Origin of the sequence: Micromonospora sp. WMMD1219 (genome assembly GCF_049315215.1) — a bacterium.
Classification (GTDB): Bacteria; Actinomycetota; Actinomycetes; order Mycobacteriales; family Micromonosporaceae; genus Micromonospora; species Micromonospora tulbaghiae.
The window spans coordinates 220,922-239,733 of record NZ_CP186057.1; the positions used below are offsets into that span (position 1 = coordinate 220,922).

The 18,812-nt window shown below is 73.3% G+C and carries 14 protein-coding genes; 4 read left to right on the plus strand and 10 right to left on the minus strand.

The window, feature by feature from the left end; translation table 11 throughout:
* Nucleotides 1-167 precede the first annotated feature (167 nt).
* The gene (locus ACN27C_RS01050) at nucleotides 168-2,615 is read right to left on the minus strand and encodes a putative bifunctional diguanylate cyclase/phosphodiesterase (RefSeq protein WP_422750218.1); all 2,448 of its coding nucleotides are present in this window, start codon (nucleotides 2,613-2,615) and stop codon (nucleotides 168-170) included.
* A gap of 110 nt (nucleotides 2,616-2,725) precedes the next feature.
* Between ACN27C_RS01050 and ilvD the strand changes: the two genes are divergently transcribed.
* Nucleotides 2,726-4,612, plus strand: a complete 1,887-nt coding sequence (gene ilvD, locus ACN27C_RS01055; protein WP_120571302.1) for a dihydroxy-acid dehydratase — start codon at nucleotides 2,726-2,728, stop codon at nucleotides 4,610-4,612.
* A gap of 61 nt (nucleotides 4,613-4,673) precedes the next feature.
* Nucleotides 4,674-5,396: a hypothetical protein gene (locus ACN27C_RS01060; protein ID WP_422750219.1), complete on the plus strand. Its 723-nt coding sequence runs from the start codon at nucleotides 4,674-4,676 to the stop codon at nucleotides 5,394-5,396.
* Between the two features lie 106 nt (nucleotides 5,397-5,502).
* Here the strand turns inward: ACN27C_RS01060 and ACN27C_RS01065 are convergent, their stop codons facing one another.
* Nucleotides 5,503-5,676, minus strand: a complete 174-nt coding sequence (locus ACN27C_RS01065; protein WP_422750220.1) for a hypothetical protein — start codon at nucleotides 5,674-5,676, stop codon at nucleotides 5,503-5,505.
* 44 nt (nucleotides 5,677-5,720) lie between these two features.
* Nucleotides 5,721-6,416, minus strand: coding sequence for a TetR/AcrR family transcriptional regulator C-terminal domain-containing protein (locus ACN27C_RS01070; protein WP_422750221.1), 696 nt, complete (start codon nucleotides 6,414-6,416; stop codon nucleotides 5,721-5,723).
* Between the two features lie 87 nt (nucleotides 6,417-6,503).
* On the opposite strand from ACN27C_RS01070, the gene ACN27C_RS01075 reads away from it, so the two are divergent.
* Entirely contained in the window at nucleotides 6,504-7,187 is a 684-nt protein-coding gene (locus ACN27C_RS01075; protein WP_422750222.1) for a DUF4386 domain-containing protein, read from the plus strand.
* On the opposite strand, the gene ACN27C_RS01080 is transcribed toward ACN27C_RS01075, so the two are convergent.
* From ACN27C_RS01080 to ACN27C_RS01105, 6 genes are all read right to left on the minus strand, one after another.
* On the minus strand, nucleotides 7,184-8,875 hold the full coding sequence (locus ACN27C_RS01080) for a SulP family inorganic anion transporter (RefSeq protein WP_422750224.1): 1,692 nt from the start codon (nucleotides 8,873-8,875) through the stop codon (nucleotides 7,184-7,186). The genes ACN27C_RS01075 and ACN27C_RS01080 overlap by 4 nt on opposite strands.
* Nucleotides 8,872-9,210 (minus strand): ArsR/SmtB family transcription factor, encoded by a 339-nt coding sequence (locus ACN27C_RS01085; RefSeq protein WP_091419334.1) that lies wholly within the window; start codon nucleotides 9,208-9,210, stop codon nucleotides 8,872-8,874. The genes ACN27C_RS01080 and ACN27C_RS01085 overlap by 4 nt, the downstream gene beginning before the upstream one ends.
* Nucleotides 9,211-9,287: 77 nt before the next feature.
* Nucleotides 9,288-11,735 (minus strand): glycoside hydrolase family 2 protein, encoded by a 2,448-nt coding sequence (locus ACN27C_RS01090; RefSeq protein WP_422750225.1) that lies wholly within the window; start codon nucleotides 11,733-11,735, stop codon nucleotides 9,288-9,290.
* On the minus strand, nucleotides 11,732-12,592 hold the full coding sequence (locus ACN27C_RS01095; RefSeq protein WP_120571307.1) for a carbohydrate ABC transporter permease: 861 nt from the start codon (nucleotides 12,590-12,592) through the stop codon (nucleotides 11,732-11,734). The genes ACN27C_RS01090 and ACN27C_RS01095 overlap by 4 nt, the downstream gene beginning before the upstream one ends.
* Nucleotides 12,589-13,602, minus strand: coding sequence for a carbohydrate ABC transporter permease (locus ACN27C_RS01100; RefSeq protein WP_120571308.1), 1,014 nt, complete (start codon nucleotides 13,600-13,602; stop codon nucleotides 12,589-12,591). The genes ACN27C_RS01095 and ACN27C_RS01100 overlap by 4 nt, the downstream gene beginning before the upstream one ends.
* Before the next feature lie 70 nt (nucleotides 13,603-13,672).
* Nucleotides 13,673-14,956 (minus strand): ABC transporter substrate-binding protein, encoded by a 1,284-nt coding sequence (locus ACN27C_RS01105; RefSeq protein ID WP_120571309.1) that lies wholly within the window; start codon nucleotides 14,954-14,956, stop codon nucleotides 13,673-13,675.
* A 349-nt stretch (nucleotides 14,957-15,305) separates the two neighbouring features.
* Here ACN27C_RS01105 and ACN27C_RS01110 point away from each other — a divergent pair, with 349 nt between their 5' ends.
* Entirely contained in the window at nucleotides 15,306-16,331 is a 1,026-nt protein-coding gene (locus ACN27C_RS01110) for a LacI family DNA-binding transcriptional regulator (RefSeq protein ID WP_357796675.1), read from the plus strand.
* Between the two features lie 11 nt (nucleotides 16,332-16,342).
* On the opposite strand, the gene ACN27C_RS01115 is transcribed toward ACN27C_RS01110, so the two are convergent.
* Nucleotides 16,343-18,604, minus strand: a complete 2,262-nt coding sequence (locus tag ACN27C_RS01115) for an EAL domain-containing protein (RefSeq protein WP_422751705.1) — start codon at nucleotides 18,602-18,604, stop codon at nucleotides 16,343-16,345.
* Between the last annotated feature and the right edge of the window lie 208 nt (nucleotides 18,605-18,812).

The following is an 18,812-nucleotide window of genomic DNA, read 5'->3' on the forward strand; positions in this document are numbered from 1 at the left end:
TTCGGAAGTGAGTGGGTGACGCGCTTCTCAGGATGGGACGGGGAGGTCCCGGCGATGGTCCGACGGCAACAAAAAAGCCCACGTGCAGGATGCACGGGGCCAGCGCACTCTCGGTGGGAGAGTGCGCTCAGGTAAGTACTCGCGGCGACCGGTTCGACGACATGCGGCTAAGCCTGACGCATCTCACGCGATGAGTCAACTGATCCCACATTTTGGTTCACGGACGTGGGAGTGTCGGCCGTCGGCAGCCCCTCCGCGCCCGCCGCCACCTGCGAAGATCCCCCCATCGGGGGACGCTGGGCGGGCACCGCGGCGGGCGGGTTGTTGCGCAGCCGCGGCAGCAGCGGCGACGGGGCGCGCGCCGGCGCGGGCGGCGGCACCGGCGGCATCGCGCTGTGCCGGTTGCCGGGGGCGGTGGCCGCCTCCAGCATCGCCTCCAGGTGCTCGGCCGGTACGCCCCAGCCGAACAGCGCGCCCTGGCCGAACCGGCAGCCGGCGGCCACCACGGCGGCCAGCTCGGTCGGGTTGGTCACGCCCTCGGCGATCACCTCCAGCCCCAACTGGTGGCCCAGGCGCATGACGATGTCGACCATCGGGGCGAACGCCGGGCCGTCCCGCCCGACCGGCCGCACCGGCTCGTGCTCGGCGACCAGACTGTGGTCGATCTTGAGGATGTCGATCGGCAGCCGCCGGAGCTGGCCGAGCGACGAGTAGCCGGCGCCGAAGTCGTCCAACGCGATCCGGACGCCGGTCAGCCGCAGCGCGGTGAGCCGCCGGATCAGCTCGTCCAGGTCGGTGGCGACCGCGTGCTCGGTCACCTCCAGCACCAGCCGCTGCGGCGGCACGTGGTGCGCGCGCAGCGCGTCGGCGACCTGGACCACGTACTCCGGGGCGTGCAGCTCACGCGGCGACACGTTCACCGACACCCAGACGTCGTGCCCGTCGGCCAGCCAGCGGGAGAGCTGGTAGCAGGCCTGGTGCAGCACCCACGCGCCGAGCTTGGCGATCATCCCGCACTCCTCGGCGAGCGGGATGAACTCGTCCGGCCGGACGTTGCCCAGCTCCGGGTGCCGCCAGCGCAGCAGCGCCTCCGCGCCGACCGGCCGCACCGACGGCAGCGAGGCCACCGGCTGGAAGACCAGCCGCAGCTCGTCGCGCTCGATCGCGCCGCGCAGCTCGTGCTCCATCCGGGTCCGCCGGCTCAGCAACTGGTCGTACGTGGCGTCGTAGCGCTCGATCCGGTTCTTGCCCCGCTGCTTGGCGTAGCGCAGCGCCAGGTCGGCGTTGCGCAGCAGCAGCTCGACGTCCTGCTCACCGTGCCCGGCGGCCACCCCGATGCTCACCGACAGGAAGACCGGCCCGTCCCCCTGCTCGTACGGGCGGCCGAGCACCCCGAGCAGGCGGTCGGCGACCGGGCCGGGGTCGGCCGGCCCGTGCATCAGCACCGCGAACTCGTCGCCGCCGAGCCGGGCGGCCAGGTCACCCGGGCGCAGGTTGCCCCGCAGCCGCCGCCCCACCTCGATCAGCACCGCGTCGCCGACGTCGTGCCCGCGCATGTCGTTGACGTTCTTGAAGCCGTCGAGGTCGAGCCCGAGCAGCACGCACGGCACGCCGGCCTCGGCACTGCGGTGCAGGGCGCGCAGCAGCCCGCGCCTGTTCGCCAGCCCGGTCAGCGGGTCGGTGTGCGCCAGCTCGCGGAAGTGCGCCTCCCGCTCGGCGAGCCGGATCGCGTAGCCGCGTACGTCGTTGAGGGCGAGGTATTGCCGGGTCACCAGCGCGAACCCCTCGACGGTGCCGGCCACGATGGCGTACCCGTCGAATCCGCCGCCCTGCACCAGGTGGTACATCGCGGAGGCCGCCATGGCGAACATCGGCACGAAGGCGTACTCGCCGTCGCGGCGGATGAAGTCGACGTCGAGCTGCGTGAGGTCGGCCCGGCGCCCGGCCACGGCGGTAGCCAGCAGACCGGCGGCGGTCAGCACCGCGCCGGTGAGCACCATGCCCGGGCCGGCCTGGCAGAGCCCGGCGGACACGGCCAGCCCGCCGGCCGTCACCGCTATCGCGCCGGCGGCGAGCAGCGTCAGCCACCCGCGTGGCGGCGCGACCCGCAGCACGACGATCATCGTGAGCCCGGTGGTGAGCGCCGCACTGACGGTGGCCAGCACGATCGGCAGGCAGGCGACCGGGGTGGCGTCGCCGAGCACCCGGGTCGGCTCGCTGAACGCCACCCAGCCGACGAACCAGAGCGCGCTGCCCATGATCAGGCCGTCGAGCAGCAGCCGGGCGGTGGCGGCCCGGGTCGCGGCGGCGCCGGGCAGCCGCAGGACGGCGGCCCCGAGGCCGAGCGCCGCGAGCGTCGTACCGACGGAGACGAGGACCGCCCACCCGGTCCGCTGGCCCTGCCGGTGCGCCCAGTGGTCACCGGCGGCCAGCAGGCCGCCGAGACCGACCAGGAGGCTGAACAGGGCGGCCCCGGCGGCGACCGCGAGCAGCAGGTGGGCCGGCCGGCGGGGGCCGGTGCGGCGCCGCACCGACGCGGCGAGCAGCACGGCGGCACCGGCCGCGACGATGCCGCTCAACACCGCGACGGTGACCATCCCCGGGGACGACTGCACGCGTCAACTCTGCCGGATGAGCGCCTCCCGTGGGGCACCGGGTGTGCAACTGTTGGGACACAGGGTGCGCGCCGCGGGATGGCCGCGCGGATGGTGTCAGACTGGTTGTCATGCCTGAGCTGCGGTCGAGGACCTCCACCCACGGTCGGACGATGGCCGGCGCCCGGGCCCTCTGGCGGGCCACCGGGATGACCGACGACGACTTCGGCAAGCCGATCGTCGCCATCGCGAACAGTTTCACCCAGTTCGTACCCGGTCACGTCCACCTCAAGGACCTCGGCGGCCTGGTCGCCGACGCGGTGGCCGAGGCCGGCGGCGTCGGCCGGGAGTTCAACACGATCGCCGTGGACGACGGCATCGCCATGGGCCACGGCGGCATGCTCTACTCCCTGCCCAGCCGGGAGCTGATCGCCGACGCGGTGGAGTACATGGTCAACGCGCACTGCGCGGACGCCCTGGTCTGCATCTCCAACTGCGACAAGATCACCCCGGGCATGCTGCTGGCCGCGCTGCGGCTCAACATCCCGACCGTCTTCGTCTCCGGCGGCCCGATGGAGGCCGGCAAGGTGCGCGGCTACGCCGCGGACGGAGTCGTCCACGCCGAGCCTGATGCGGATCTCGCAAGCTCGATCCGGAAAATCGACCTGATCGACGCCATGATCGCCTCCTCGAACGAGGCGGTCACCGACGACCAGCTCGGCGAGATCGAGCGCTCCGCGTGCCCGACCTGCGGCTCCTGCTCCGGCATGTTCACCGCCAACTCGATGAACTGCCTCACCGAGGCCATCGGCCTGGCCCTTCCCGGCAACGGTTCGACGCTCGCCACCCACGCCGCGCGGCGGTCGCTGTTCGTCGAGGCCGGGCGCACCGTCGTGGAGATCGCCAAGCAGTGGTACGAGAACGACGACGCCTCGGTGCTGCCGCGCTCGATCGCCGGCCGGGAGGCGTTCGAGAACGCGATCGCCCTCGACGTGGCGATGGGCGGCTCCACGAACACCGTGCTGCACCTGCTCGCCGCCGCCCGCGAGGCGGAACTGGACTTCGGCGTCGCCGACATCGACGCGATCTCCCGCCGGGTGCCGTGCCTGGCCAAGGTCGCCCCGAACTCGCCGAACTACCACATGGAGGACGTGCACCGGGCCGGCGGCATCCCCGCCATCCTCGGCGAACTGGACCGTGCCGGGCTGCTGCACCGCGACGTGCGCGCGGTGCACTCCCCCAGCCTCGACGAGTGGCTCGCCGACTGGGACGTCCGGGGCGGCTCGGCCACGCGAGAGGCGGTCGAGCTGTTCCACGCCGCGCCGGGCGGGGTGCGCACCACCGAGCCGTTCTCCACCGCCAACCGCTGGTCGTCGCTGGACACCGACGCGGCCGGCGGCTGCATCCGCGACCGGGAGCACGCGTACAGCGCGGACGGCGGCCTGGCCATCCTGCACGGCAACCTCGCGCCGGCCGGCTGCGTGGTGAAGACCGCCGGTGTGCCCGAGGAGTGCCTGACGTTCCGCGGCCCGGCCAAGGTCTACGAGTCGCAGGACGACGCGGTGACCGCGATCCTCGCCAAGGAGATCGTCGCCGGGGACGTGGTGGTGATCCGGTACGAGGGCCCGAAGGGCGGCCCCGGGATGCAGGAGATGCTCTACCCCACCTCGTTCCTCAAGGGCCGTGGGCTGGGCCGTTCCTGCGCGCTGCTGACCGACGGCCGGTTCTCCGGCGGCACCTCCGGCCTGTCCATCGGGCACGTCTCCCCGGAGGCGGCCTCGGGCGGGCTGATCGCGCTGGTCCGTGACGGCGACGAGATCGTCATCGACATCCCGGGCCGGTCGATCGAACTGAACGTGCCCGCCGACGAGCTGGAGGCGCGCCGGGTGGCCGAGGAGAAGCGGGACCGCCCGTACACCCCGGTCGACCGGCAGCGTCCGGTGTCGGCGGCGCTGCGCGCGTACGCGTCGATGGCGACCTCGGCCAGCGACGGCGCCTACCGCCGCGTCCCCGAGTGAGCAGCGCGGGGCTCTGCGACAGGGCCCCGCGCGACGCCCGCCGCCGGTAGGGTCCGGCGGCGTGGAGACGACGGTGAGCTACGCGCGACTGGTCCGGCCGGCGATCGACCGGGTCTACGTGGGCGCCCGCTGGGGAGCCCGCGCCCGGATGGAGGCGTTCTACGCCGAGCGGGGCTGCACCCTCGGCGCGGAGAACAGCTTCTTCTCCAGTGTGCTGGCCCGGCCGATGCCCGCCGGGGCGCTGGCCGACGGCCTGGTCTACACCTCCGGGAGCATGGACGAGGAACTGGAGCAGGGCGTCGTCGTCCGGGACGCCGAGGGCGCGTGGCACCTCACCGACCTCGGCCGCGAGCTGACGCTGTTCGCCCAGCGGGCCACCGGCGAGGCCGCCGAGGAACTGTGGACCATGCTGCCCGGGGTGCTGCCCGGTCTGAGCATCGTGCCCCGCCTCGCCGACCTGGTCGGCCGGGTGCTGACGCACGCGCAGGCCACCGGCGGGCCGGTGTTCCGGGCGATGTCCCCGCCGTACGAGCCGGAGGGCGCCTCCCCGGCGCTGCTGCTCGTCACCCGGCTGGGCTCGCTGCGCCACCACCGCGCGGACGCGCACCGGGCCGCGTGGCGGGCCGCCGGGCTGACCGCCGACGAGATCCGCGCGCTGCCGGACGGCCCGGAACGCGCGGCGATCGAGGCGGACACCGACCGCCGCGACGAACCGGCGTACGCGGTGCTCACCGAGGCCGAGCGGTGGGAACTGCTGGCCGGCCTCGCCGCCCTGCCCAACTAGCGCTCTCAGCCCTCACAACCGTCGGTGGAACGTCATGGGTGTCAAACGGGGCCGTAGACACCCATGACGTTCCACCCACGGCGCGGCGACGACGGCGGCGGGCGCGTCAGGACTGGGTGGGGTCCTCCTCGGCGGGGGCGGTGCCGTCTGTCGGCAGGCCGAACTCCGCCGGTGAGTTCTCGTCGGTCCCGTCCAGGTCCGCGTGCGGCTCGTCCGGGGTGACGTCGTCGGGGTCGGCGCCTCCGGCGTGCAGTTCGGACAGCTCAACCGGATCAGTCATGCCGTCCTGGTACCCGCCGGGCGCCGCCCGAACCCGCCGGGACGTCAGCGCGGCCGGTGTCGCTCCAGGCCGTCGAAGAGCAGGTCGAGGGTGAACTCGAACTCGGTCTGACTGTCGCACCACCCGAGCGTCGGATCCGCCATGTCGTGCGTCTCGGCGGCGACCATCGCGGCCAGGTGCGGCAGCCGTTCGGCCAGCGCCACCATCTCGGCCTCCGCCGCGTCCGCCTCCCCGCCCGCGTCCGGGCGGAACACCTCCTGCGCGAAGCCGAGCGCCAGGCTGCCGAAGGCGTGCAGCGCCCGGTGGGCGATCCGGTACGAGAAGCCGCCGTCGACGAGCGTGGCGAGGATCCCGTCGTAGTAGGCGTACACCCCGGCGGGGACGGTCGGGCGGGAGCTGAGCAGCGCCGGCGCCCACGGGTGCCGCAGCATGACGGCACGCGCGGCGAGGAAGCGCAGCCGCAGCCGGGTTCGCCAGTCGGCGCCGGGCGCGTCCGCCTCGGCCCGCTCGGCGGCTGAGGTGATCTCCGCGGCGACGGCGTCCACGAGGCCGTCGAGCAGTCCGGCCTTGCCGGGCAGGTGGTGGTAGAGCGACATGGCCTCGACGCCGAGTTCGGCGGCGAGCCGGCGCATCGTGAGCGCGGCCATCCCTTCGGCGTCGACCAGGGCGATCGCGCTGGCCAGGGCTCGCTCGCGGCTCAGCGGCTCCCGAGGCTTCCGCGCTCCCATCCGGCTTCCCATCTCCCCTTGACCTTACAACGTATGGTTGGCCTTACGACGTAAGGCAACCCCCGCCACGGCATGTCGACCACCCCCGAAGGAGCCGCCATGCACCAGCTGATCCGCACCGCCCGCGTGACCGGGCTGTTCTACCTCGGGCTCGCCGTCACCGGCGCGCTGGGGTTCCTCACCGTCCGGCCGATGATCTTCGACGCCGACGACGCGGGCACGACGCTTGCCAACCTGGTGGCCCACGAGCCGCTGGCTCGCGCCGGCATCGCGCTCGAACTGCTGGTCGTCCTCACCCAGACGCTCACCGCCGTCTGGTTCTACCGGCTGTTCCGTACCGTCGACGGCACCGCCGCGGGCAGCATCGCCGCCTTCGGGCTGGTCAACGCCGTCGCGATCCTCGGCAGCGCCGCCGTCCTCGCGACGGCTCTGCAGGTCGCGACCGGCGGGCCGGGCGACGCCGGCACCGTCCAGTTGCTCTATCTGGTCAGCGGGAACCTGTGGGAGGTGGGCGGCCTCTTCTTCGGCCTCTGGCTGGTGCCGATGGGCTGGTGCGTGCTCCGCTCGGGCTGGCTACCCCGGCCGCTGGGCTGGGTCCTCGTCGCCGGTGGCGCCGGCTACGTGCTCATGACGTTCGTCGCGTACCTCGCGCCCGGCGCCGGGGCCGTGGGCGACCTGCTGGTGGTGCCCGCCACCGTGGGCGAGGTCTGGATCCTCGGCTACCTGATCATCTTCGGCGTGCGGAAGCAGAAGGAGGTGGACGCCGAGGTGACGAAAGCCTAGGCGTGGCTCGCGGCGAGGGCGACACCTCTGGCGTACCGGATGGCGGCCGGGGTGTCCGCGAACACCAGGCCCTCGCGGCGCAGCTCGTCGGCGACGCCGAGCGTGCTGAGCACCTGGTCGTGGCCCGGGGTGATGCCGGAGATCAGCACCGTGATCCCCCGGCCGCGCAGCCGGGCGACGGCGTCGCCGAGCACCTGGGCGCCCGTCGCGTCGATGGTGGACACGCGGGACATCCGCAGGATCACCACCCGCACGTCGGCCACCTCGGCCAGCTCCAGCAGGAAGGTGTGCGCGGCGGCGAAGAACAGCGGACCGTCCAGCCGGTACGCGACGATGTGCTCGGCGAGCAGCGCGTGCTCCTCGTCGCTGTGCTCGCCGGTGTCCAGCGGCACCTGTTCCAGCTTGGCGCTGCGGGCCACCGCGCGCAGCGCCAGGACCACGGCGACGGCGAGCCCGACGACCACTGCGGTGACCAGGTCCCAGATCACCGTGACGGCGAACGTCAGCACCAGCACCACCGCGTCGGCCCGGGTGGCCCGCATCAGCGCCAGCAGGGAGGCCGCCTCCACCATCCGGACCGTGGTGGCGAGCAGCACCCCGGCCAGGGCGGCCAGCGGGATGCGGCCGACGAGCGGGGCGGCGGCGAGCACGATCGCGGCGAGGGCGACCGCGTGGGTGAGCGCGGCGAGTTTCGAGGACGCCCCGGCGCGGACGTTCACAGCGGTACGGGCGATGGCGGCGGTCGCCGGGATGCCGCCGAAGACCGGGGAGGCGAGGTTGGCCAGGCCCTGGCCGAACAGTTCCCGGTCCGGGTCGTGCCGCTCGCCGACTGTCATGCCGTCGGCCACCGTGGCGGAGAGCAGGCTCTCCAGGGCGGCGAGCGCGGCCACGGCCAGGGCGCTCGGCAGCAGGACGCCCAGCGAGCCGAGGTCCACGAAGTCCAGCGACGGCGCGGGCAGCCCCTGCGGCAGCTCACCGATCCGGGCCAGGTCGATCGGGGCCAGCTCGGCGAGGAGCGTCGCGGCGGCCACCCCGACCAGGGAGAACGGCACGGCGGGCCGCCACCGGCCGCCGAGCAGCATCATCGCCGCCACACCGAGCGCCACGGCGATCGCCGCGGGCCGGGGCTGAGCGGCGAACCGGGCGACCGCGTCGGCGGCCACCGCCCACACCTTCTCGCCGTGCGCTCCGGCGACGCCGAGCGCGGCGGGCACCTGTTGCAGCGCGATGACCACGGCGATGCCCGCGGTGAAGCCCTCGATCACCGGGGCCGGCAGGTAGCGGACGTACCGGCCGAGGCGGGCCAGCGCGAGCGCGATCAGGATCAGCCCGGCCAGCGCGCCGACCATCAGCACGCCACCGGCGCCGAACTGCTGCACCACCGGCACCAGCACGACTGTCATCGCCCCGGTGGGACCGGAGACCTGGAGGTTGGAGCCGCCGAAGATCGCCGCGGCCGCTCCGGCGACGACGGCGGTGACCAGACCGGCCTGCGCGCCGAGCCCGGAGGTGACGCCGAAGGCCAGTGCCAAGGGCAGCGCCACCACGGCGACGGTGAGCCCGGCGAGCAGGTCGCGCCGGGGCGAGCGGCGCACTGCCGCCCAGTCGGCCCGGCCGGGCAGCAGCCCGCCGAACAGCCGGCCCGCCTGCCGTACGAGGTCACCGGCGCGAAGGGCCGCCCCGCTCACCGGTCCGTCCCGGAGGCCCGCAGTTCGTCCAGCAGCGCGTCCCGGTCGGTGAGGACCGCGCCGAGGATGCGCCGCCCGGCGGCGAGCAGGTCGGCCACGTCGGGGGTGCTGAGCGCGTACATCACCAGCGGGCCGTCCCGGTACGAGGTGACCATGCCGGCGCGGCGCAGCACGGCGAGTTGCTGGGAGAGGTTGGACGCCTCCACGTCGATGGCGGCGAGCAGGTCGCGGACCGGCAACGGCCCGTCCTGGAGCAGTTCGAGCACCCGGATGCGGACCGGGTGCCCGAGGGTGCGGAACAGCTCCGCCTTGGCCTGGTACAGCGGCACCGACACGACTCACCCCTCCGACGACTCTGAAGACTTTAGCACTTGCAGAAATCTTCAAATCGACGGAGATGGGGCTGACCGCCTCAGAGCAGGTCGTTGACGCAGCGCAGCACCGGGCGGCGGGTGAGCGCGTCGGCGTCGAGCGGACCGGGCGCGCGCACGGTGAACGTCGCGCTCTCCCCCGGCAGCAGCGTCACCAGCGCCCGGTCCACTTGCGCGGCCGGATCGAGGCGGTCCGGGAACAGCGTCAGGTCGCGCAGCACCGTCCGGGCGGTCACCCGGACGCGCCGGCCGCCGTCGGCCGGCTCGACGGCCGCGTCCCACTCCGCCGCCGGCCACCGCACGTCGCGGTCCTCGGCGAAGAACCACAGCGCGCGCTCCGCGGCGTCCCCGGCGTCCGCGACGAGCAGTTCCGCGCGGCCGTCGTCCGGCCGCGCCAGCTCCGCCGGCAGCACCACCACGACCGAGGAGTACGCCGGGACGTCGAGGTCGACCGAGGTCTTCGCCCTCGGCTCCCCGGTGACTGTCAGCCGGGTGACGGTGGCCGGCCCGCTCCACGCGTCGGCGGTGTCGTTCACCGCCACCAGCGCCAGCCCGCCGTCACGCGGCTGCACGGTGAGCAGCCGGTCGGCATAGGCGCGGCGCAGCGCGTACCACAGGGGTTTGCGGCGCCCGTCGCCGTCGATCGCCGACCAGGACGTGACCGGCCAGCAGTCGTTGAGTTGCCACACGACGGTGCCCGCGCAGACCGGCCGGTACGAGCGGAAGTGCTCCACGCCGAGCTGGACGGCGCGGGCCTGGTTGAGCTGGGTGAGGTAGTGCCAGTCGTCGAAGTCGGCGGGCGGCGGCAGGTGCGCGTCGAGCCCGCGCCGGAGCTTGCGGTCCCCGTCGGCCGCCTTCTGGTGGTGCGCCATGCCCGGCGAGTCGTGCGCCAGCGGTTCGTCGGAGAGGGCCCGGCGCAGCGTCGCGTACGCGGGCGGCGCCTGGTAGCCGAACTCGGCCACGAAGCGTGGCACGTAGTCCCGGTAGCGGGTGTAGTCGTCGGTGTTCCACACGTCCCAGATGTGCGTGGTGCCGTGCGCCGGGTCGTTGGGGTGGACGTCCTCGCTGCCGGACCAAGGGCTACCCGGCCAGTACGGGACCGTCGGGTCCAGCTCGCCGACGATCTCCGGCAGCAGCTCCAGGTAGTAGCCGCGTCCCCAGGTGCGCCCGGCCAGGGGTTCCTGCCAGTCCCAGTCGTGCCAGCCCCAGATGTTCTCGTTGTTGCCGGTCCAGAGCACCAGCGAGGGGTGCCCGGCGAGGCGCGTCACCTGCTCGCGCGCCTCCGCCTCGACCTCGGTGCGGAACGGCTCCTCCTCGGGGTACGCCGCGCAGGCGAACAGGAAGTCCTGCTGCACCAGCAGTCCCATCTCGCCGGCCAGGTCGTAGAAGTCGTCCGACTCGTACCGGCCGCCGCCCCAGACGCGCAGCAGGTTGACGTTCGCGCCGGCCGCCTGGGCGAACCGCTGCTCCAGGCGCTCCCGCGTGACCCGGTTGGGGAACGCGTCGTCGGGGATCCAGTTGACGCCCTTGACGAACACCGGCACGTCGTTGACGTGCAGCGCGAACGGGGTGCCGTGCGCGTCGGGCGTGGTGTCCAGCCGGACCGAACGGAACCCGATCCGGCGGGACGCGGCGTCCAGCTCCCGGCCGCCGGCGCCGTGCAGGCTCACGTCGAGGTCGTACCTCGGCTGGTCGCCGTACCCGATCGGCCACCACAGCGCGGGGTCCGCGACGGTGAGCGTCACGACGGCGGTCCGCTCCCCCGCCGGTACGGCGACCTCGGCGGTGACCCCGGCGACGGTGGCGCGGACGGTCAGCGGCTCGTCGCCGGCCCGCTCGACCTCGGCGCGCAGCTCCACCCGGCCGGTGCCGTCGACCACCGTGACCAGCGGCCGGACCGACGCGAGCCGGGCGGTCGACCAGGCGTGCAGCCCGATGTCCTGCCAGATGCCGGCGGTGACGAGCGTCGGTCCCCAGTCCCAGCCGAAGTTGCAGGCGGTCTTGCGGATGAAGTGGAACGGCTCCGGGTACGCGTTCGGCCGGTCACCGAGCCGGTCCCGGTGCGCCTCGGCGTACCGGTACGGGGAGTCGAAGCGTACGGCCAGGGTGTTGGTGTCCGGACGCAGCAGCGTGCGGACGTCGAAGCGGTACGAGCGGTGCTGGTTCTCGGTGCGGCTGACCTCGACGCCGTTGAGCGTGACGGTGGCGACCGTGTCGAGTCCGGCGCAGACCAGGTCGATCCGGTCCTCGTCACCGGGTTGCCAGGCGAACGTGGTCTCGTAGACCCAGTCGGTGCGGCCGATCCAGGTAAGGCGGTTCTCGTTGTCGTCCAGGTACGGGTCGGGGATGAGGCCGGCCGCGAGCAGGTCGGTGTGCACGCAACCGGGGACCGTGGCCGGCACCGCCGCCCCGGCGATCTCCGGCGGCACCGCCGGGCCGGGCTCGGCCCGCAGCGTCCATCCCTCGTGCAGCAGCGTTCGACGGCTCACGACTTCACCGCGCCTTCCATGATTCCGCGGACGATCTGACGTCCACCGATGAACAGCATGACCAGCAGGGGGACGGTGGCGATGAACGCGCCCGCGAGCACCCGCCGGTAGATCACGTAGTTGCCGCTGGCCAGGTCCGAGATCGCCACCATCGACGTCGGGTAGTCGGTGCCGCTGAGCGTGATCAGCGGCCACTGGAAGTCGTTCCAGGTGGCCACGAACGTGAGCAGGCCGAGCACCGCCAGGGCCGGGCGGATCGCGGGGAGCACGATCGTCGCGTACACCCGCATGGTGGTGGCGCCGTCGACCCGGGCCGACTCGATCAGCTCGTCCGGGACGGTGTTCACGATGAACTGCCGCATGTAGAACACGCCGAACGCGGTGACCAGGCCGGGCGCGATGACCGCGAGCAGCGTGCCGTTCCAGCCGAGCTTGCCCATCACGATGTAGAGCGCCACGATGCCGAGCTGGTTGGGGACGGTCAGTGTGAGCACCACGAACAGCATCAGCACGCGGCTGCCGGTGAAGCGCAGCTTGGCGAAGGCGAACCCGGCCAGCGAGCAGAAGAACAGCACCGAGGCGGTCACCACGGCGGAGACGATGACGCTGTTGACCAGCGACGCGGCGAAGTAGACGTCCTGGAGGGAGAAGACCTCGTCGACGTTGGTGAGGAAGCGGTCGCCGGGGATCACCGCCGGGGGCAGCTTCGCCAGCGCCTCGTCGTCGCTGGTGGCGATGACGAACATCCAGTAGAGCGGGAACGCGGCGAACAGCATGCTCACCGCGAGGAGCAGGTAGGTCCAGAGCCCGGCCGGGGTGTCCTGTGGCGCCCGGGCCACCACGCGTCGCGTCGTCACCGGCGGCCTCCGGAGAGTCGGTTGGTCAGCAGGTAGTTGACACCGGCCACGATCAGGATGATCAGGAACAGCGCCCAGGACATGGCGGCGGCGTACCCGAGGTTGAGGTCCTTCCAGCCGACCTTGTAGATGAGCTGGGCGATGGTCTGCCACTCGCCGTCCGGCCCGCCGGTCGCGGCCTGCGCGTTCGGGTCGAACAGCATCGGCTCGGTGAACAGCTGCAACCCGCCGATGGTGGACAGGATGACTGTGAACAGGACCACCGGCTGGATCATCGGCACGGTGATCCGCCAGAGCTGCTTCCACTGCCCGGCGCCGTCGATCGCCGCGGCCTCGTAGACGTCGCGCGGGATGGACTGCATGGCGGCCAGGTAGAGCAGCGCGTTGTAGCCGATCCACTTCCAGTTGACCATCGTGGCGATGGCGATCCAGGCGTGCAGCTTGTCCGCCCGCCAGTCGATCGGGTCGTCCGCGCCGCCGATGCCGAGCAGGCCCAGCGCCCAGTTCGCCATGCCGAAGTCGCGGGAGAAGAAGACGCTGAACACCATCGTCGAGGCCACGATCGGTGTCACGTACGGCAGCAGCACACCCACCCGCCACCAGGTCTGCGCCCGCAGCTTGCGGTTGAGCAGCGACGCGACGAGCAGCGCGAGCAGCAGTTGCGGAACCGTGGAGAGCAGGAAGATGCCGAACGTGTTGTAAAGGGCGTTCCAGAAGTCCTCGTCGGCGACCAGGCGGCTGAAGTTCTCCACGCCCGCCCAGTACGGCAGCGTCGGGTCGTCGAGGCGGTAGTTGCGCAGCGACACGACCGCGTTGAACAGCAGCGGGAACAGCCCGAACACCACGAAGAGCAGGAAGAACGGCGCGATCATCAGGTACGGCATGTACCGCATGTCGAAGCGGTACAGCCGGTCGCGCCAGGTCATCCGCCGGTCGGCTGCCCCGGTACGGCCGGGCTTGCGCGCGGGTGGGCGGTCGGGCGGCGCGGGCGCGGCACGGGTGCTGGACATCGGTTCACTCCAGGGCCGGGAGATCGGACGGCGACGGGGCGGACCGGGCCGCCCCGCCACCGCTGACACGTCAGGACTTGGCGGCCTTCTCGGCCTCCTTGACCGCCTCGGACCAGGCGGCGTCGGACTTGAGCGACTTGTTCTCCACCCGCCGGATCACGTTCTCCACCGCCACCCGGGTCGGGCCGTTCTTGCGGCCCAGGTACTGCGGGGTGAGGCCCTGCGCCATCTTCGGGAAGATCTGGCCGACCGGGGCGTCGTTGAAGAACGGGTTCTTGAAGTCGGCGATGGCCGGGTCGGCGTAGAGCGCCGGCTGTGACGGCAGGTTGCCGACCTTCTTGAAGATCTCGATCTGCTGCTCCGGCGCGACCAGCCAGGTCAGCAGCTTGTACGCCTCGTCGACGTTCTTGCCCTGCTTGGGCAGCGTCAGGAAGGAGCCGCCCCAGTTGCCGCCGCCACCCGGTACCGCGGCGATGTCCCACTTGCCCTCGGTGCCGGGCGCGGTGTCCTTGATGTGGCCGAGCATCCAGGCCGGGCAGGCGAGCACCGCGAACGCGCCGCTGGTGAAGCCCTTGTCCCAGTCGGCCTGGAAGCTGACCAGGTTGGCCGACAGCCCGGCGCCGACGGCCTTGACCGTGTAGTCGAACGCGACCTTCGGGCCCTGCTCCATCCGGAGCTGGTCCTGTTCGTCGTAGAAGCCGACCGGCTGCTGGCCGAGGATCGGGTTGAACAGGTTGGTGCCGGCGTCGATGAACTTCTTCTTCGTCGTGGCGGTGTACTGCTGGCCGACCTCGATGAACCTGTCCCAGGTGGGCCAGAGCGCTGACACCTGGTCGCGTTCGGTGGGCAGGCCGGCGGCCTTGAACAGGTCGGTGCGGTAGCACATGGCCAGGCCGCCGACGTCGGTGCCGAGGCCGATCTGTGTCTTGCCGTCGGCCGACAGCGACTGCTTCCACTTCCAGGGCAGGTACTTGCTCTCGTACGAGCCGGCGCCCTTGTCGAGCAGGTTGACGAACTTGTCGGACTGGCTGCGGAACTGGACCATGAAGCCCTCGTCGATCGCCGCGATGTCCGGTGCCCCGTTGCCCGCGACCAGCTTCTTCTGCAGGTCCTCGTGCTGGGCGTTGTACTCACCGGAGTTGAGCTGGATCTTGACGTTCGGGTGCTCGGCCTCGTACTTGGCCTTGAGGTCCTGGAGGCCGAAGTCACCCCAGAAGTTGATTTTCAGCGTGACCTGACCGCCGGCCGAGTCCGAGCCGCCGGTGGTGCTCCTGCCGCTGCAGGCGGCGACCATGACCAGGCTGACGGCACCGACGGCGGCCACGCGCGCCAGGTGCGTCCAGGACCGTCTCATCTCATCCTCCGCGCCGAATGGGAACGCTCTCGAATATCGAGAGACGTTGACTGAACCGGATAAGTGACGCCACCGTACGGTCCCCATTCATGACTGTCAACGGTCGGTTACCGATGCACCCGCCCGGTAACCTCCCCGCCGCTCACGACCGAGATCCGGGGCGCTGGTGACGCTCGTCGGCGAGCCGGGGATCTAAGCTGAACCGCACAAGCGCCTGCGGCCGACCGCGGTCCACCGGCACCGCCGGCTGCACCCGGGCCCGGCGACGCGTGCAGTAGCGTCACCAGACGCCGGTGATCCGGCGACCGGAAGCGCCCGCGAGGGCCGGACACAGTGGAGGAACGCTCCGGTGAAGCGGCCGACCATCGCCGACGTCGCCCGGCGCGCCGGGGTCTCCAAGGGCGCGGTGTCGTACGCGCTCAACGGGCAGCCCGGCGTCTCCGAGGCGACCCGCCGGCGCATCCTCGCCATCGCGGCCGAGATCGGGTTCCGTCCGAGCAGCGCCGCCCGCGCGCTGTCCGGCGCCACCGCCAAGGCGGTCGGGCTGGCGCTGTGCCGCCCCGCCCGGATACTCGGCATCGAGCCGTTCTTCATGGAGCTGATCAGCGGCGTCGAGGCCGAGCTGTCGGCCCGCTCGTACGCGCTGACGCTCCAGGTGGTCAGCGACCAGGAGGCCGAGATCGCGGTCTACCGGCGGTGGTGGGCCGAACGCCGGGTCGACGGCGTGCTCGTGTGCGACCTGCGCACCGACGACCGGCGCGTGCCGGCGCTGGAGGAACTGCAACTGCCGGCCGTGGTGATCGGCGGCCCCGGGCACACCGGCGGCCTGGCGAGCGTCTGGTCCGACGACGCGGCGGCCCTGGTCGAGACGGTGGAGTACCTGGTCGCGCTCGGCCACCGGCGCATCGCCCGGGTCGGCGGGCTGCCCTCGCTGCTGCACACCGAGATCCGCACCGAGGCGTTCACCGGCGTGTGCGCGCGGCTCGGGCTGGACGAGGCGACGACCGTCTGGTCCGACTACACCGGCGAGGAGGGCGCACGGGCCACCCGCCGGCTGCTCAGCTCCGCCGGGCGACCGACCGCGGTGATCTACGACAACGACGTGATGGCGATCGCCGGGCTCTCGGTGGCCCAGGAGATGGGCCTGACCGTGCCCGGCGACCTGTCGATCGTGGCCTGGGACGACTCACCGCTCTGCCGGCTGGTGCACCCGCCGCTGACCGCGCTGGGCCGGGACATCCCGGCGTACGGCGCGCACGCCGCCCGGCAGCTCCTGGCGGTGATCGCCGGCGAACCGGCCGCCGTCGTGCAGGACGAGACGGCGCACCTGACGCCGCGCGGCAGCACCGCCCCACCTCGTACGACGGCCCGCTGAACCGGTTCAGCTCACCGGGCGGTGGACGGGTACTCCTCGAACCACGCCTCGACCCGCTCGGCGGTCGCCGGGCGGGCCAGCGCGAAGCCCTGGCCGTACCGGCAGCCGGCCCGCCGCGCGCCCGCCACCTGCCCCTCCGACTCCAGCTCCTCGACCACCAGCTCCACGCCGAGGCGGTCGGCCAGGTTCGCCACCACGTCGATCAGCGGACGCTGACCGTCCCCGCCCGGGCCGACCAGGTGCGGCCCCACCTTGAGCAGGTCGATCGGCAGCCGGCGGAGCTGCGCGAGCGAGGCGTGCTCGGCCCGGAAGTCGTCGAGCGCGATCCGCACGCCGATCGACCGCAACCCGGCCAGCCGGGCCACCACTGTGGACAGCTCCCCGCCCACCACCGGCTCGGCCACCTCCACCACCAGCCGTTCCGGCACCACGTCGTACGCGGCCAGCGCGGTCGCGGTACGCGCCACGAAGTCCGGCGCGGCCAGCTCGCGCGGCGTCACGTTGACCGCCATCCACAGCTCACGGCCGCCCTCCGACCACGCGGCGAGCTGCCGGCAGGCCCGGTCCAGCACCCACCGCCCGATCTCACCGGTCAGGTCGAGGTCGGCCGCCACCGGCAGCAGCTCGGCCGGGAGCACGGTGCCCAGCGCCGGGCTGCGCCAGCGCAGCAGCGCCTCCGTACCCACCGGCATCCGGTCGGCGAGCGCCACCACCGGCTGGTAGACCAGGTCCAGCTCACCGCGCGCCACCGCGCCGGGCAGCTCCCGTTCCAGATCCAGCCGGCGGACCAGCTGCTCCTCCAGGTAGGCGTCGTACCACTCGACCCGGTCCCGGCCGAGCTGCACCGCCCGGCGGCGGGCCAGGTCCGCCTGCCGCAGCACGTCCTCCGGATCGCCGCCGCCGGTCTCGGCCAGCCCGACGCTCACCCCCAGCCGGGCGACGCCGCCGGGCCGGGGGTACGGCTCGGCCAGCGCCGCCAGCAGCCGCAGGCCGAGCGCGTACGCGAGCACCGGCCCCGCGTCGGTGAGGACGGCGTACTCCGTGTCGCCGAGCCGGGCCACCAGATCGTGCGTCCCGGAGCCCGCCCGCAGCCGGCGCGCGGCCTCGGTGAGCACCGGTCCCTCCGGCACCGCGCCACCCACCCCGTGCAGGTCGACGACGAGCAGCGCGCCGCCACTGCGTTCCGCCATCGCCCGGACCAGCTCCGCGCGCGTCAGCGGCACGGGCTCGGCGGCCCGGGCGTCCGGTCCGAGGCGGCGCCGCAGCCACGCCTCGCGGGCCGCGAGCCGCTGCACCCGGCGGCGCTGGTCGGCGGCGGCGAGCAGCTCACCCATCATGATCGGCGGAATGACGGCCAGGCCCAGCGCCATCGCGGCGGTGCTGAACTCCCCCGCCGTACCCAGGTGGATCCCGGCGGCCAGCGCGGCGATCCCGGCCGGCGCGGTGAGGCGCGGCCACGCGGCGGGCGCCACGTCCCGGCCCGGTCGTTCACCGCCCGAGGTACGCCGGGCCCCGGCGGCGGTGAGCAGCGCCCCGGCCACCAGCGGCGCCGCGGCGAGCGGCAGCGCCCGGTCCGGCGCGCCGTAGGCCAGCAGCACCACGAGCAGCGTCAGCCCGCCGAGCGTCAGCGCCGCCCCGGCGTGGCAGCGTGCGGCGCCCGGCCGGTGGCGACGTTCGGCGACGGCCGCCACCGCGAGCACGGCGAGCACCACCGCACCACCAGCCGCGACGACCCCGGCGACGGCCGGGACCGGGCCGCCCGGCAGCAACATCCAGCCCGCGAAGACCAGGCTGACGCCGAGCGCGAGCACGTCGACGGTCCGGCGCACCAGCTCCGGGCCGGACAGTCGCGAGCGGCCGGGCAGGCGCAGCAGGGCCGTCACGTGCAGCGCCCCGGTGAGGCACAGTCCGGCCAGCGCGACCGGCAGCCGGTGGGCGGCGTCGCTCAGCGGCAGCACCGCGACGGTGAGCCCGGCGACCAGGACGGCGCTGTCGAGGATGGCGGCGACCCGGCGGGACAGGGCAGCGCGGCGCGCCCGCCGCCCGGTCGTCGTTGCGCCGTGCGCCAGGGCGGTGTCAGTCGTCTCGCCCGCGTGGCACCGGAACGTGACCGCCGGCTGCGGTCCGGGCTGCTGCGGTCCGGGTCCGGCCAGCCAGGCCAGCCGGACACAGGCGAGGGCGAAGCCGCCGGCGACGGCGAGCGCGGCCGCGGCGGGGCCGGGCAGGACACCGGCGACACCGGCGAGGAGGAAGGCCGCGCCGGTGAGCGACACGGCGACATCGGGCAGGACTGATCGCCGGCGGGGAGCGGCGGGAGGGGGGACGGGCACGGCGGTCGCCTTCGTGAGGGGGCACGGGGGCGGTGCGGTTGCGGTACGCGGTACGACGTGCGGGGTCGGGGCGGGGCGGGACGCATCGGCGGGGACCGCTGCGGCCACGCCTAGAAACGATCCCGGAAGCGTCCGGTGACGTCACCGCACC

Bases quoted from the DNA above. Each gene is read 5' to 3' on its own strand.
- ilvD (WP_120571302.1), top strand. From the start codon at position 2,726: ATGCCTGAGCTGCGGTCGAGGACCTCCACCCACGGTCGGACGATGGCC.
- ACN27C_RS01065 (WP_422750220.1), bottom strand. From the start codon at position 5,676: ATGACTGATCCGGTTGAGCTGTCCGAACTGCACGCCGGAGGCGCCGAC.
- ACN27C_RS01070 (WP_422750221.1), bottom strand. From the start codon at position 6,416: ATGGGAAGCCGGATGGGAGCGCGGAAGCCTCGGGAGCCGCTGAGCCGC.
- ACN27C_RS01075 (WP_422750222.1), top strand. From the start codon at position 6,504: ATGCACCAGCTGATCCGCACCGCCCGCGTGACCGGGCTGTTCTACCTC.
- ACN27C_RS01100 (WP_120571308.1), bottom strand. From the start codon at position 13,602: ATGTCCAGCACCCGTGCCGCGCCCGCGCCGCCCGACCGCCCACCCGCG.
- ACN27C_RS01105 (WP_120571309.1), bottom strand. From the start codon at position 14,956: ATGAGACGGTCCTGGACGCACCTGGCGCGCGTGGCCGCCGTCGGTGCC.